Annotated in this window: 19 protein-coding genes; 18 read left to right on the forward strand and 1 reads right to left on the reverse strand. The window is 67.0% G+C overall.

The features are described 5' to 3' along the window. Positions 1–74: 74 nt before the first annotated feature. From U9970_RS08720 to rsmD, 6 genes are all read left to right on the forward strand, one after another. Positions 75–536 carry a CAAD domain-containing protein gene (locus U9970_RS08720; protein WP_322763908.1) on the forward strand — a complete coding sequence of 154 codons (462 nt, stop codon included), beginning with the start codon at positions 75–77 and terminating at the stop codon, positions 534–536. 65 nt (positions 537–601) lie between these two features. Next, positions 602–1765: a GuaB3 family IMP dehydrogenase-related protein gene (locus U9970_RS08725; RefSeq protein ID WP_106501487.1), complete on the forward strand. Its 1164-nt coding sequence runs from the start codon at positions 602–604 to the stop codon at positions 1763–1765. 211 nt (positions 1766–1976) lie between these two features. After that, complete coding sequence (trxA, locus tag U9970_RS08730; RefSeq protein ID WP_106501486.1) at positions 1977–2300, forward strand: thioredoxin; 324 nt, start codon at positions 1977–1979, stop codon at positions 2298–2300. Positions 2301–2353: 53 nt separating this feature from the next. Beyond that, positions 2354–3388, forward strand: a complete 1035-nt coding sequence (locus U9970_RS08735; protein ID WP_322763909.1) for an LOG family protein — start codon at positions 2354–2356, stop codon at positions 3386–3388. Then, positions 3385–4008: an imidazole glycerol phosphate synthase subunit HisH gene (hisH, locus tag U9970_RS08740; RefSeq protein WP_322763910.1), complete on the forward strand. Its 624-nt coding sequence runs from the start codon at positions 3385–3387 to the stop codon at positions 4006–4008. Before U9970_RS08735 ends, hisH begins: the two co-directional genes overlap by 4 nt. After that, the gene (rsmD, locus tag U9970_RS08745) at positions 4005–4571 is read left to right on the forward strand and encodes a 16S rRNA (guanine(966)-N(2))-methyltransferase RsmD (RefSeq protein ID WP_322763911.1); all 567 of its coding nucleotides are present in this window, start codon (positions 4005–4007) and stop codon (positions 4569–4571) included. The genes hisH and rsmD overlap by 4 nt, the downstream gene beginning before the upstream one ends. 3 nt (positions 4572–4574) lie before the next feature. On the opposite strand, the gene petG is transcribed toward rsmD, so the two are convergent. Next, positions 4575–4685 carry a cytochrome b6-f complex subunit V gene (gene petG, locus U9970_RS08750; protein ID WP_094559756.1) on the reverse strand — a complete coding sequence of 37 codons (111 nt, stop codon included), beginning with the start codon at positions 4683–4685 and terminating at the stop codon, positions 4575–4577. 144 nt (positions 4686–4829) lie between these two features. Between petG and U9970_RS08755 the strand changes: the two genes are divergently transcribed. The 12 genes from U9970_RS08755 to U9970_RS08810 all read left to right on the forward strand — a co-directional run bounded on the left by U9970_RS08755 (position 4830) and on the right by U9970_RS08810 (position 13751). Continuing rightward, a complete protein-coding gene (locus U9970_RS08755) occupies positions 4830–5147 on the forward strand; it encodes a cytochrome c (RefSeq protein WP_322766081.1) in 318 nt (105 codons plus the stop codon). Beyond that, the gene (locus U9970_RS08760; RefSeq protein ID WP_322763912.1) at positions 5144–5881 is read left to right on the forward strand and encodes an RNA methyltransferase; all 738 of its coding nucleotides are present in this window, start codon (positions 5144–5146) and stop codon (positions 5879–5881) included. The genes U9970_RS08755 and U9970_RS08760 overlap by 4 nt, the downstream gene beginning before the upstream one ends. 105 nt (positions 5882–5986) lie before the next feature. Continuing rightward, on the forward strand, positions 5987–6967 hold the full coding sequence (locus U9970_RS08765) for a serine hydrolase (protein WP_322766082.1): 981 nt from the start codon (positions 5987–5989) through the stop codon (positions 6965–6967). Continuing rightward, positions 6964–8403: a DUF3370 domain-containing protein gene (locus U9970_RS08770; RefSeq protein WP_322763913.1), complete on the forward strand. Its 1440-nt coding sequence runs from the start codon at positions 6964–6966 to the stop codon at positions 8401–8403. Before U9970_RS08765 ends, U9970_RS08770 begins: the two co-directional genes overlap by 4 nt. After that, a complete protein-coding gene (gene bchI / locus U9970_RS08775; RefSeq protein WP_322763914.1) occupies positions 8400–9488 on the forward strand; it encodes a magnesium chelatase ATPase subunit I in 1089 nt (362 codons plus the stop codon). The genes U9970_RS08770 and bchI overlap by 4 nt, the downstream gene beginning before the upstream one ends. Before the next feature lie 77 nt (positions 9489–9565). Beyond that, positions 9566–9784 (forward strand): ribbon-helix-helix domain-containing protein, encoded by a 219-nt coding sequence (locus tag U9970_RS08780; RefSeq protein WP_255016389.1) that lies wholly within the window; start codon positions 9566–9568, stop codon positions 9782–9784. Position 9785: 1 nt separating this feature from the next. Next, the gene (locus U9970_RS08785) at positions 9786–10184 is read left to right on the forward strand and encodes a type II toxin-antitoxin system VapC family toxin (protein WP_322763915.1); all 399 of its coding nucleotides are present in this window, start codon (positions 9786–9788) and stop codon (positions 10182–10184) included. Positions 10185–10187: 3 nt separating this feature from the next. Further along, the gene (ruvC, locus tag U9970_RS08790) at positions 10188–10661 is read left to right on the forward strand and encodes a crossover junction endodeoxyribonuclease RuvC (protein ID WP_322763916.1); all 474 of its coding nucleotides are present in this window, start codon (positions 10188–10190) and stop codon (positions 10659–10661) included. Further along, positions 10658–11233 (forward strand): 5-formyltetrahydrofolate cyclo-ligase, encoded by a 576-nt coding sequence (locus U9970_RS08795; protein ID WP_322763917.1) that lies wholly within the window; start codon positions 10658–10660, stop codon positions 11231–11233. Before ruvC ends, U9970_RS08795 begins: the two co-directional genes overlap by 4 nt. A 268-nt stretch (positions 11234–11501) precedes the next feature. Then, positions 11502–11957 (forward strand): hypothetical protein, encoded by a 456-nt coding sequence (locus U9970_RS08800; RefSeq protein WP_322763918.1) that lies wholly within the window; start codon positions 11502–11504, stop codon positions 11955–11957. Then, a complete protein-coding gene (locus tag U9970_RS08805; protein WP_322763919.1) occupies positions 11957–12388 on the forward strand; it encodes a SufE family protein in 432 nt (143 codons plus the stop codon). The genes U9970_RS08800 and U9970_RS08805 overlap by 1 nt, the downstream gene beginning before the upstream one ends. Positions 12389–12437: 49 nt before the next feature. Then, positions 12438–13751: a homoserine dehydrogenase gene (locus U9970_RS08810; RefSeq protein ID WP_322763920.1), complete on the forward strand. Its 1314-nt coding sequence runs from the start codon at positions 12438–12440 to the stop codon at positions 13749–13751.

Below are 13751 nucleotides of genomic sequence, written 5' to 3' on the forward strand. Positions count from 1 at the left end.
TGGAGGCAGAGGACTTGGAGTCTTAGCCAACCGCACCTAAGCTCCCGCCACGTTCCTATCTCCGCCGCGCCGCCATGGCCGACGACACCACCACCAACCCCGAAACCGATCCCGCTCCACAGGCGGCGCCCCCCGAGCCCAGCATTGCCGCCACCCTGGTGATTGAAGCCATTCCCAGCGCCAGCTCGCCAAATAACGAGGCCGAACCCCAAAGCGGCGAAGGTGGTGAGTGGGAGCTGCTACTTGGCAAGCTGCGCCAGTGGCTCGATCAAAACGAGCTCAACAAGCTGTGGGCCCAGGCCCGCAAACCGGTGACCATCCTGGCTGCCCTGGTGGGCCTGCTACTGGTGCTGCGGGTTTACAGCGCCGTGCTCACCGCCCTCGACAGCCTGCCCCTGGTGCCCGGCCTGCTCGAGCTGGTTGGGGTGGTGTGGGCGGTGCGCTACGGCATTCCCAAACTGTTGCGCAGCAGCGAGCGCGAACGGCTGCTGGGCGGTCTGAACCAAAGCTGGAAAGCCTTCCGCGGCAAGGACTGATCCCGCCTTGCCCCGCGGCCTCCGGGCGGCTGGTTGATAGCTTGGCCCGAATTAGTTGACTCCAGGTGGACATTCAGCTCGGTCGCTTCCGCACTGTGCGTCGTGCCTATGGCATTGACGAGATCGCCCTGGTGCCCGGTGGCCGCACGGTTGATCCAGCTATCACCGATAGCAGTTGGAGCCTCGGCGGCATCAGCCGCGAGATTCCGATCATCGCCAGTGCCATGGACGGGGTGGTCGATGTGGCCATGGCGGTGGAACTGAGCAAGCAGGGAGCCCTGGGCGTTTTGAACCTGGAGGGCGTCCAGTGCCGCTACGACGACCCCAATCCCATCCTCGACCGCATCGCCGCGGTGGGTAAGGAGGACTTCGTGCCCCTAATGCAGGAGCTCTACAGCCAGCCGGTGCGGGAAGACCTGATCCGTCAGCGAATTGCCGAGATCAAGCAGCAGGGAGGCATAGCGGCGGTGAGCGCCACGCCAGTGGCCGCTCTGCGATTCGGCAAGGCCATCGCCGAAGCCGGCGCCGATCTCTTCTTTGTGCAGGCAACGGTGGTCAGCACCGAGCACATCGGCCCTGAGGGCCAGGAGAGCCTCGATCTCGAACACCTTTGCCGCACCTTCGGGGTGCCCGTAATCATTGGCAATTGCGTCACCTATGAGGTGGCACTGAAGTTGATGCGGGCCGGCGCCGCCGGCGTGATGGTGGGCATCGGCCCCGGTGCTGCCTGCACCAGCCGCGGCGTGCTGGGCATTGGCATTCCCCAAGCCACCTCAGTTTCCGACTGTGCCGCCGCCCGCGACGAATATTTCACCGAGAGCGGCCGCTACGTGCCGATCGTGGCCGATGGCGGCATCGTCAACGGCGGTGACATCTGCAAGTGCCTGGCCTGCGGCGCCGACGCCGTGATGATCGGCTCCCCCATTGCCCGCGCCAGCGAGGCCCCCGGCCGGGGCTTCCACTGGGGTATGGCCACCCCTAGCCCGGTGCTGCCCCGCGGTACCCGCATCAAAGTTGGCACCACCGGCAGCCTCGAAAAGATCCTGCGTGGTCCGGCCGGTCTCGATGACGGCACCCAGAACCTGCTGGGCTGCATTCGCACCTCGATGGGCACCCTCGGCGCCCGCACCATCAAAGACATGCAGAAAGTTGAGGTGGTGGTTGCCCCATCCCTGCTCACCGAGGGCAAGGTTTACCAAAAAGCCCAGCAGCTCGGCATGGGCAAATAGGCCCGGGCGGTTGTTTCTACAGCCAGGACAGACGGCAGCGTTAGCCTCAACAGGTGCGAGCTTCGGCTCTCACACTCCTCACACCCTCCAGCCCGGCGCGTCCGGGCCTTTTGTCTTCCCGCTGCCCAGGCTCACCGGATCACGAGCTGCAACGGTCCTGGGTAGGCCTTAAACAACCTTGCTAGATTCGCCAAACCCTGATCCTGCAAGGATGTCCAGCGCCGCCGCTGTCACTGATGCCTCCTTTGAGCAAGACGTGCTCAAAAGTGATTTGCCCGTGCTGATCGACTTCTGGGCACCCTGGTGCGGCCCCTGCCGCATGGTGGCGCCAATCGTCGACGAAATCGCCACCGAATTCGAAGGCAAAATCAAGGTGTTCAAGCTAAATACCGACGAAAATCCCAACGTCGCCAGCCAGTACGGCATCCGCAGCATCCCCACCCTGATGATCTTCAAGGGGGGCCAGAAGGTCGACACCGTGGTTGGTGCCGTGCCTAAAACCACCCTGTCGTCCACAATTTCCAAGTACCTCTGAGCGCAGTTGAGCACCTAGTTCTGAGCGACCCATCCCATTTCGGCCAGAGCCCATTGCAGGTTCTGGCCCATGAGCTCAAAGACCACCCCCAGCGGCATCTGATCGAGCGCTCCCTGGTTTCCCTGCTGCAGGTGGGTCGCCACGAGCGTGGCCGCGATGAATGGCGGCTGATCAGTGGCGCCCTGGCCGATATCAGTGAGGCCCTGGAGGTCTTTCGCCCCCGCCGCAACACCCGCAAGATCACCGTCTTCGGTTCAGCTCGCACGGTGCAAAGCGACCCCAGCTACGCGTTGGCCGAAGAGCTGGCCAGCTATGCTGTGGCCGCTGGATTTGACGTGATGACCGGTGCCGGCGGCGGCATCATGGAGGCCGCCAACAGCGGTGCCGGCTGCGAGGCCAGCATTGGCCTCAATGTTGACCTGCCGTTTGAGCAGCACGCCAACCGCTTTGTGAGCAGCTGCGATGGCCGGCTGCTCCACTTCCGCTATTTCTTTACCCGCAAGCTTTTCTTTTTGCGCGAGAGCGATGCCCTGGTGGTGATGCCAGGCGGCTTCGGCACCCTCGACGAGCTGTTCGAATCGCTCACCTTGATCCAAACCGGCCGCACCCCACCGATCCCCCTGGTGCTGCTTGCTCCCCCCGGCAACCCCTTCTGGAGCGGCTGGCAGCGGGATGTCAACCAGGGCCTGGCCGCCAGCGGCCTGATCTCCCCAGAAGACGGCGACATCTTGATGGAGGCCCACAGTGCCGAGGAGGCAGTGGCCCACATCAGCCGCTTCTATCGCCTTTTTCACTCCGCCAGGCTGGGCGACAACCGCATCGAGCTGCTGCTCAACTGCGCCCTGCAGCCAGATCAGCTAGCTGCCCTCAACCTGCAGTTCGATGATTTGGTGGATGAGGGTGTTATCCAGGCGAGCGAGACCGTGGACGATGCCGGCCTGCTGCGCCCCTGCCTGAATTTCCACTTCAATCGCCGCCGCATCGGCCGGCTCTACCAGCTGCTCGACACACTCAACGGGCTCGAGGTACCGCCAGAGCAGCTGCTGACGGAGCCCGGTCGCCGCCAACCCAGTTCTTCGGCCCCATGAGTCGCCTCGGCTTAATCGATTACGGCATGGGCAATCTGCACTCAGTGCAGCGGGCTTTTGAACGGCTAGGCGCAACGGTGCAGCCCGTACAAAGCGGCGCCGAAATGGAGGGCTGCACGGCCCTGGTGCTGCCAGGGGTGGGAGCCTTTGATCCGGCGATGGAGCGCCTGCGCCAGGGTGGTCTGGCCGAGGCGATCACGGCCTGGTGCACCGCCGGCCGGCCCCTGCTGGGCATTTGCCTGGGGCTGCAGCTGCTGTTTGAGGCCAGTGACGAGGGCGAAGCCGCCGGCCTGGGCCTGCTCAAGGGGCGGGTGCGGGCCCTACCCCGCCGGCCTGGCCACCCGATTCCGCACATGGGCTGGGAGCCCCTGGTGCCTGCAAACCCCAGCCCCCTGCTGCCGGCCGGCAGCCCGGAGAGTTGGGTGTATTTCGTGCACTCCTACGCCGCCGAGCCCAGTGATCCGGCCTGCAACACCGCAATGGTGCGCTTCGCCGACACCGCTGTCAGCGCCGCTGTTTGGCAGGGAGCCATTGGTGCCTGCCAATTTCACCCGGAAAAATCAGGCCCCCACGGCGAGGCGATCCTGCGCCGCTGGCTGGCCTGGCTCGCGGCCTTATGAGCCTGCGGCTTAGCGGGGGCCGGCGGCTGCAGAGTCCGCCGGGCAGCATCGCCCGCCCCACCAGCTCCCGGGTGCGGCTGGCGGTAATGAACCTGCTGGCGTCCGAGCTGCCTGGCTGCGCCTGGCTGGACCTATGCAGCGGCAGCGGCGCTATGGCCTGCGAAGCCCTGCATCGGGGGGCTAGCCGTGTTGTGGCGATCGAGCAGGACCGCCGCATCGCCGCCGTGGCCCGCACCAATCTCGAAGCGGTGCACCAGGGGCTGGGCGACGCCGGCCGCCAAGCAAGCGCCTGGGCGGTGCACTGCCGCGAGGTGGTGCGTTGGCTGGCCGAGCCAAATCAGCAGGCGGCCTTTGATTTGATCTATGCCGACCCCCCCTACGCCGCGGACCTTTATGCCCAGCTAGCCAGTGCTGTGCTGGCAGGGGGCTGGCTCAAGCCAAGCGGCACCCTGATCTGGGAATGCGCTAGCTCCCAGCTGCCAGCTATTCCAGCCGGATGGGGCAAGCGCGATCAGCGCCGTTACGGCAGCACCAGCTTGCTGCTGCTGGATCAAGTCAACTGAAGCTCAGTCGAGCAGGGTGCCACGGCGATACTGGTTCCAGGCTGCTACAAACAAGCCAGCCAGGGTCACGGGGATCAGACCGAGCACGATGCCGCAGAGCAGGGGTTCGATCATGGGAGCACTGACAATGCGTTCAGGGCACAATTGTTTCACGCCCATCCCCCACACCGCGAGCGCCCTGCACCAACTGTGACCGGCCAACCCCTAAACCCTGATGCCGCTAAAGGCCGCCGCGGCCTGGTCGCTGCCCTGGTGGGCATGGCGGCCGCGGCCTGCATCGTGGCGGTGTTGCTGGTGCTGCCTGCAGCCCAGGCCGATCCCTACAGCCGTCAGACCCTTGAGCTCAGCGGTTCCAGCGAGAACGGCGGCCTGCTGTTTCGGCTCAATTGCGCCGGCTGCCATGGCATCGCCGCCCAAGGGCTGGTGGGCCCCAATCTGCATGGCGTCGCCGCCCGCAAGAACTCCCGCCAGCTGATCCAGCAGGTGGTGAGTGGCCGCACGCCACCGATGCCCAGCTTTCAACCGGAACCCCAGGCCATGGCCGACCTGCTGGCCTACATGAACGGTCTTGTGTGAGCAGCGCCGCCCAGCTGGCCGTGGTGCTGGTGGAACCCTCCGGGCCGCTCAACGTCGGCAGCGTCGCTCGCCTCTGCGCCAACTTCGACGTAGGTGAGCTGCGCCTGGTGGCACCCCGCTGCGACCACCTCGGCGAGGAGGCCCGGCGCATGGCCGTGCACGGCGGCTGGCTGCTGGAGCAGGCCCGCCTGTTCCCCAGCCTCAGCGCCGCCCTGGCCGACTGCTGCCGGGTGGTGGCCACCAGCGGCCGGCGGGCCGGCGAGCCCCTGCCCCTGCAAGCACCGGAGCCGGCCCTGCGCTGGCTGGCCCAGGCCAGGGGCCCCTGCGCCCTGGTCTTCGGTCGGGAGGATCGGGGCCTCAGCAACGACGAGCTGCTCCAGGCAGGCCAGCTGCTCACCCTGGGCAGCGGCGACGCCTACGCCTCCCTCAACCTCTCCCACGCTGCAGCCCTGGTGCTGCATAGCTGGCATTGCTTGGGAAGCAGCTTGGAGGTTGGCGGCCTGCCGGAGCCAAGCGACCGCCAGGGCCTCGAAGCGATGCTCGGCGATGCCGAGGCCCTGCTGCTCGAGGTGGGCTTCCTCCATCCCCACACGGCCCACGCCCGCATGGCCAAGCTGCGGGGGCTGCTGCAGCGGGCCCAAATCTCCACTGAAGAGGTAGCCCTGGTGCGCGGCATGGTGCGCCAGCTGCGCTGGGCCAGTGAGCGCGGGACCAACCCTGGTCAGACCCCTTAACTTCAGGTCACCTCGTTGGAGTGGCCCGTGACCGCTGGCCGTCAGCCCCGTAGCCCAAAAAACCGCTGGGGAGGCCCCTTTCGGTTGGTGTTGCGCCTGGTGGTGATGGGAATCGGCCTGGGCGTGGTCACCGGCACCAGCCTCAAGCTGCTGGCCCCCCGCCTGGCCCAAGGCGCCAGCAAGGCCCCCAGCCTCGACCTCGGCGCCGCCCGCAACAGCAAGGGCCTTGATCCGGGCCAGTTCGAGGCCCGCACGGAGCTGGCAGCCATGAGCAAGCGCTGGGGCGAGCTGGCGGCAGCCCAAAAAGACCTCAGCGCCAGCGCCTTCCTGCTGGTGCTCGACGACGGCCGCTTTGCCCAGCTGCAGCCCGACCTACCCCTGCCGGCCGCCAGCTCAATCAAAACGCCGATCCTGCTGGTAGGCCTGGAAGACCTCGACAACGGCAAGTTGCGCTGGAACGAGCCCCTGCCCCTCACAAAAGAGCTGGTGGGCGGCGGAGCCGGCTGGATGGCCAACAAACCGGTGGGCACCCGCTTCCCGTTTTTTGAAGCGGCCACCGAAATGATCCGGGTGAGCGACAACAGCGCCACCAACCTGCTGATCAAGCGTCTAGGCGGCAAAACGACCCTCAATGAGCGTTTCAGCGCCATGGGCCTCCCTGCGACGGCAGTCAACAACTGGCTGCCCGATCTCGACGGCACCAACACCACCAGCAGCCGCGACCTGGCCAGGTCGATCGCCATGGTGGATATCGGCGAAAGTCTTAGTCCCCGGGCTCGCGACCTATTTAGAGAAATCATGGGCAGCTCCCGCACCAACACCCTGATTCCCTTGGGCCTGCTCCAGGGGCTCGGCAAAGACTCCGCCGATCCCGACAGCGAGCTGCTCAGTTTTGGCATCACCGTCTACAACAAAACCGGAGATATCGGCATTGCCTACGCCGACGCGGCCCTGATCCAGCTCCCCAACGGCCAGCGCGCCGTGGCGGCCTTCATGGTGAAAGGTCCGTTCAACGACCCCCGCTCCACCGATCTGATCCGCGCCATGGCCGCTGAAGTTTCAAAAACCCTGGTAGGCCGCAAATGAACCGTCCTCGCCTGCTCCAGGCCAGCTGGCTGCCCCTGCTGCTGCTAACCAGCCTGGCTGCCCCCGCCGCCCTGAGCCAGACCTCACCCGTGCTGCGCCCCCAAACCGTGGCGCCCTTGAGCGGCGGGCTGGACCAGCTGCTGTTGATAAACGACAACAATCCCGAGCTGATTCGCGAGCCCGGGATCCTGCTTTCCACTTTCCCCGGCGCCGGTCGCGGCGTGCCTGCAGCCCACCTGGATGTGGCGCTAAGCGGCCGCTTCGACCTGTTCAGCCACCACGTCTATGCAGGCAAGCCGGAGAGCCTCGACTCCACCCTGTGGCTGGCGGTGCTGGCCGCTCCCCGCGGCCCCGGACCCGTAACCCTGAAGCTGCTGGCTGGCTCGACGGCCCTCTCCCAAGCGGTGGATCCCGGCCAGGCCGGCGCCCCCTTCCTGCCCCTGCCGGCCCTGATGGTGCAGGGCACCACCCCGGTGTGGGCCGGCCCCGGCAGCCGGGTGGCCACCGAATTGCTGGCCCGCCAGCGCAGCCCCGAGCTGCCCGCCAGCTGGACCTTGAGCCCTGGCGCTCCCACCACCCTGCTGGTGCTGCCCCTGCCGGTGCGGGGACTCGATCCCCTGCTCAACGGCCGCAACCTGCAGCTGCGACTGGAGAGCTCGGGCCCCGTGAGCCTGGCCACCCTGGCGGCCTTCGGCCGGGGCAAGGAGCCGCCGGCCCCCTCCAGCTGGGCCGCCCTGCTGGAGGGGGGTCTCAGCCCCCGGGAGCACAGCCCCACCCCGCGGGGCAGCAAGGGGGGGATGGTGTATTCGCGGGTGAGTGGGGTGCAGGTGGGCAGCGTCTGGCGCAGCCGCCTTAGCGATCCGGGCAAAAACTGGTTGAGCGTGAGCCGGGCGCCGATCTCCTGGCCGATCAGCAACCTGGAGCGGGGCACCCTCGGCAGCGGCCAGGTGCAGACCGCCGAGCTTCAGGCCTTCTACCCAGGCACCGCCTGGGCCGCCCACGGCAACTACGGCGTCGAATACGACCTCAGCATCCCCCTGCGCAACGACACGACCAAACCGGTGTCCCTGCAGCTGGCCCTGGAATCGCCACTCAAAGGCGATGCCGCCATTGGTGGCCTGCGCTTCAAAAGTATTGGCGCCATGACTAGTGGAAGCCGGCCTGTGATGTTCCGCGGCACGGTGGAGGTGACGGGCCTTGATGGCGCCAGCCCGGGCAGCCGGCCTCTTGGCCGGCGCAGCTTCCATCTGGTGCAGCGGGCTGGTGAACCCAGCCCCGCCTTCGGCACCATCAGCCTGGCGCCAGGAGCCAGCCGCCAGCTGCAGGTGCGGCTGATCTATCCGGCCGATGCCACCCCGCCCCAGGTGCTCAGCCTGTTGCCCCTCCCAGAGCAGCCTGTGAAACAATCCGAATCAACTCCAGCCAGCCGTCCGTGACGCCAGTTCGCAAGCGCAGGGTCTTCCCCTTCACCGCGATCGTCGGGCAGGAGGAGATGAAGCTGGCCCTGCTGCTCAACGTGATCGATCCGCGCATTGGCGGCGTGATGATCATGGGCGACCGGGGCACCGGCAAATCGACCACGATCCGGGCCCTGGCCGACCTGCTGCCCGAAATCGATGTGGTGGCGGGCGACCCCTACAACAGCTCCCCGGTTGACCCCGACCTGCAGAGCGCCGAGGTGCGCGCCCGCGCCGAGCAGGGAGAGGAGCTGCCGGTGGAGCCCCGCCAGGTGCCCATGGTCGACCTGCCCCTGGGCGCCACGGAAGATCGCCTCTGCGGCACGATCGACATCGAAAAAGCCCTGAGTGAGGGCGTGCGCGCCTTTGAGCCCGGCCTGCTGGCCAAGGCCAACCGCGGCCTGCTCTACGTGGATGAGGTAAACCTGCTGGACGACCACCTGGTGGACGTGCTGCTGGATTCAGCTGCCTCCGGCTGGAACACGGTTGAGCGCGAAGGCGTGAGCGTGCGCCACCCGGCCCGCTTCGTGCTGATCGGCTCCGGCAACCCGGAGGAGGGGGAGCTACGGCCCCAGCTGCTCGATCGCTTCGGCATGAGCGTGGAGGTGCGCACCGTGCGCGATCCAGAGCTGCGGGTGCAGGTGGTGGATCAGCGCACCGCCTTCGACAGCGATCCAGACGGCTTCAACAACGCCGTGCAAACCACCCAGGACGCCCTGCAAGACCGGGTGATTGCGGCCCAGAAGCTACTCAATCAAGTAGCGATCGACGCCGACCTACGCATTCGCATCTCGGCGGTTTGCGGTGAGCTGGATGTGGATGGCCTGCGCGGCGACATCGTCACCAACCGGGCCGCCCGGGCCCTGGCGGCCTTCGAGGGTCGCACCGAGGTGGACGAAAACGACGTAGCCCGGGTGGTGGCCTGCTGCCTGCGCCACCGCCTGCGCAAGGACCCTCTCGAAACGATCGACACCGGCGACCGGGTGGTGAAGGTGTTCTGCAAGGTGTTCGAGCGCGCCGACAGCAGCGACCGCAGCGCCTTCGAACTGGCCCTGGCGGCCTAAGGGCGCGCCAAACCAGCTCAGCATTGATAACGGCATATGATGCCAATATCAATATTAACCGTTGGGGTGCGGGTCCAATGCGCACGATCATCGATCTGCCCGATACCGATCGGGAACGGCTCGACAGCCTCTGCCGCCAGCGCGGCCTATCCCGGGCCGAAGGCCTGCGCCAGGCCCTGCGCAGCTGGCTAGACCACCAGGGCGTTCAGCACCAGAGCGTCTTCGGGCTATGGCGCAACCGCCCAGAAGACTCCCTGAGCCTGGAACGGACCCTGCGCAGCGAATGGGAGCGCTGAGGTGGCCGCTGGGATTGCGGCTGCAGGGCTGCTGCTCGACTCCAACATCCTGATCGACCTCTTACGCGGGGAAGCCCAGGCCCTCGCCTGGATCGAGGCCCACGGCGGGGCAACCTCGATCAGCGTGATCAGCTGGATGGAAATCCTGGTGGGCTGCCACGACGACGAAATGGGCGCCGTGGAACCCTGGCTGAGCAGCTTTCCCCGCCTGGAGCTGACCCAGTCCATCGCCCGGGAGGCGGTGGCCTGCCGCCGCAGCCTGGGCCTGAAAATCCCAGACGCCATCATCCTCGCCACGGCGCGCTGCCATCGTCTGCAGCTGGTGACCCGCAACACCCGCGACTTCCCGGAATCCCTCGGCGGTGTGCAGGTTCCTTACCGACTCAGCCCCGAGGCCTGATCAATGCGCATCCTCGGCATCGATCCCGGTCTTGCTCGCGTGGGCTATGGGGTGATCGAGGTGGAGGAGCGCCGCGGCGGCGCCCAGCAGCTGCTCGACTGCGGCATCATCCGCACCGAACCCGGCCGCAGTGAGGGGGAACGGATGGTGGAGATCGCCCGCGACCTGCGGGTACTGATCCGCACCTGGAAGCCCCAGCTGGCGGTGGTGGAGAAGTTTTTCTTCTACCGCTCCAGCACCACCATCGCCGTGGTGCAAGCCAGGGGCGTGCTGATGATGACCCTGGCCCGCTTTGGCGTGGCGGTGGTGGAGTATCCGCCGATGCAAATCAAGCAAGCCCTCACCGGCCATGGCCACGCCCAGAAAGATGAGGTGCTTGAAGCGGTGATGCGCGAGCTCAACCTCGACACCCCGCCCCGCCCCGATGACGCCGCCGATGCCCTAGCCGCCGCCCTCACCGGCTGGTTCCAGCGGTGAGCGCCAAAGCCAGCCTGCGGCGCCACTTCCGCCCCCTGCGCCAGAGCCTGCTCGCGGGTGTGGAGGCCGCGATCGTGGCCCAGGCCCGCCGGCACATTCCCGCCCTACTGCCCGCCGGCCGTGTCCTGGGCCTCTACTGGCCCCTGCCCGGCGAGGTTGACCTGCGGGAGCTGGAAATGCTGCTGCCGGGTCGGCTGGCCCTGCCCGCCATCGTGCCCGCCAGGGCTGGGGGTGATCTAGGGCCCAGGCTTGTATTTCGTCCCTGGCGTGGCGGCGACCCCCTCGAGCCAGATAGCTGCCGCATCCCTGCACCGCTGGCCGGCGCCGGGGAGCTGCCAGCCCAGGCACTGGGGCTGCTGCTGGTTCCGGCGCTGGCCTGCGATGGGGCGGGCATCCGCCTGGGCTACGGCGGCGGCTGGTACGACCGGCTGCGGGCCGACCCCGCCTGGGCCCAAGTGCCGGCGCTGGCGGTGCTGCCGCGGGGCTGCCGGGTTGAGCGCCTGCCGCGCGACCCCTGGGATGTGCCCCTGCAGGGCTGGCTAGATGAAGAAGGCCTGGGGAACCCTTCTTGAAGGAACCGTTCTTGACAATGCCTTTACACGGGGCGCAGTGCGAGCAGCTATTTGCCAGGATCAGTTTATAGAACAGGCCACGCCTTGGATCTCAAAGCTTTTACTGCTCCCTGCAGCTACGCCTCGGTCCCAGAAAGGGTCTTGGCTGCCGAACTTCAGGACCGCGGCCAGAGCCACGACGCCCTCTCGATGATGGTGAGTTCGATGGTGCGGATGGTGCAGGCCGGCAAAAGTAGCGATAGTCGTTGGCAAGCTTCCTGATTCAGCCATGAATCTGCGTGTAATTCCGGCCCTGCTGCTGCTTGCCAGCGCCGCCCCGGCCCATAGCCACGCGATTGAAAGCAGCCTGGAGCGCCTGAGCAGCCTCACCGAACATCTGGTGCTCGACAGCCGTTTCGGCAATGGGGAACCCGCCGATGATGCGGTGGTGAGACTGGTGCCACCCAACGGTGAACCGATCGAAGTAGGTCGCACCGATGCCAGCGGCCAACTCCGCTTCCAGCTGCCCAGCAACGCAACCTCCGCCTGGGAACTGCAGGTAGACCGCGGCCCAGGCCACCGCGACTATCTCGAGCTACCGGGGGCAGCTCCGGCCCTTTCAACGCGTTTCAACAGCACCCGACCAGGGCAAGGAACCCAAACAGGGCTGGCACTGCTCGGCCTCAGCGCCGCAGCCGGCGCCCTGGGAGGAGCCCTGAGCTGGCGCCGCGGCGGCCGGCGCTGATGAGCATTGCCCCCAGCGGCAGTCCGGCCCTCGACCGCATGGTGGAGCGGCTGGCCAGCACCAGCGATCCCCGCCGCCGCTACGAATACGTGCTTTGGCTGGCCAAAAAGCTCGAGCCCCTGCCCGAGGAATTTCGCAATGACGCCTTCAAGGTGAAGGGCTGCGTTTCGCAGGTATTTGTGGTGGCGGAGTTGGTCGATGGAGCCCTGCACTGGCGCGGTGACTCCGACGCCGCCATCACCAAGGGACTGCTGGCCCTGCTGATCGAGGGGCTCGAAGGGCTGACGCCGCAGCAGGCCACCGCCATCGATCCGGCCTTCATCGCCGCCACCGGCCTGCAGGCCAGCCTGACTCCCTCAAGGGCCAACGGCTTTCTAAACATTCTGCGGCTGATGCAGGCCCAGGCCCAGTCCCTGGCGGCCACCCCCTAGGCCAAGCCAATTGATTTATAGGATCGGCGCACCGCTACCCCCCCAACGAATGACCATCGGCATCGGCTTGCTCGGGCTCGGCACGGTGGGGGCTGGTGTGGCAGCCATCCTGGCGACCCCGGCCGGCCGCCATCCGCTGGTGGGCGAACTCGAATTGCGGCGGGTGGCCGTGCGCGACCTAAAACGGCCGCGCACGGTTGAATTGGCAGCCGAACTGCTCAGCACCGACCCAGAAGCCGTGGTCGACGACCCGGCGGTCGACATCGTGGTGGAGGTGATGGGTGGCCTGGAGCCGGCCCGCTCCCTGATCCTGCGGGCTATTGCGGCCGGCAAACCGGTAGTAACCGCCAACAAGGCCGTAATTGCCCGCTACGGCGAGGAGATCGCCGCCGCCGCCGCCCGTAGCGGGGTGTACGTGCTGATCGAAGCCGCCGTAGGTGGCGGCATCCCGATCATCGAGCCCCTGAAGCAGTCCCTGGGAGCTAACCGGATCCAGCGGGTGAGCGGCATCATCAACGGCACCACCAACTACATCCTCAGCCGCATGGCGGCAGAGGGCGCCGCCTACGCCGACGTGCTGGCCGACGCCCAGCGGCTGGGCTACGCCGAAGCCGACCCCGCCGCTGATGTGCAGGGGGGAGATGCGGCCGACAAGATCGCAATTTTGGCGGGCCTGGCCTACGGCGGTCCGGTGCCCCGCGAGGCCATCCCAACCGAGGGGATCGACCAGCTCGATGCCAGCGACATCGCCTACGCCGAGCAGCTTGGCTACGTGGTGAAGCTGCTGGCCGTGGCCCAGGCGATGCCAAGTGAGCAAGCCGAGCAGCTGCTCGATGTGCGCGTCCACCCCACCCTGCTGCCCAAGGCCCATCCGCTGGCCGGGGTGAACGGGGTCAACAACGCGATCCTGGTGGAGGGCGACCCCGTGGGCCAGGTGATGTTCTATGGGCCCGGGGCTGGAGCGGGGCCCACCGCATCGGCGGTGGTGGCCGACATTCTCAACATCGCCGGCATCCGCCAGGCCACTGGCGGTAGGGGCCCTCAGGCGCCCCTCGATCCCCTGCTGGCCGCCGGCAGCTGGCGCGACTGCCGCCTGGTGGAGAGCGCCGTGACCAGCCACCGCAACTACTTGCGGCTGCGCACCAGCGACCGGGCCGGCGTGATCGGTGCTATCGGCACCTGCTTTGGCGAAGCGGGGGTGTCGATTCAATCGATAGTGCAGTTCGAAACCCAGAGCGCCGGCGGCGCCGAAATCGTGGTGATCACCCACGAGGTTTGCGAAGCCAACTTCCGCCAAGCCCTGGCCGCAATCGAGGCCCTGTCTGACGTTCAGGCCGTGGCCGCCTGCCTGCGCACCCTGTAA

Origin of the sequence: Cyanobium usitatum str. Tous (assembly GCF_963920485.1) — a bacterium.
GTDB classification, from domain to species: Bacteria; Cyanobacteriota; Cyanobacteriia; order PCC-6307; family Cyanobiaceae; genus Cyanobium_A; species Cyanobium_A usitatum_A.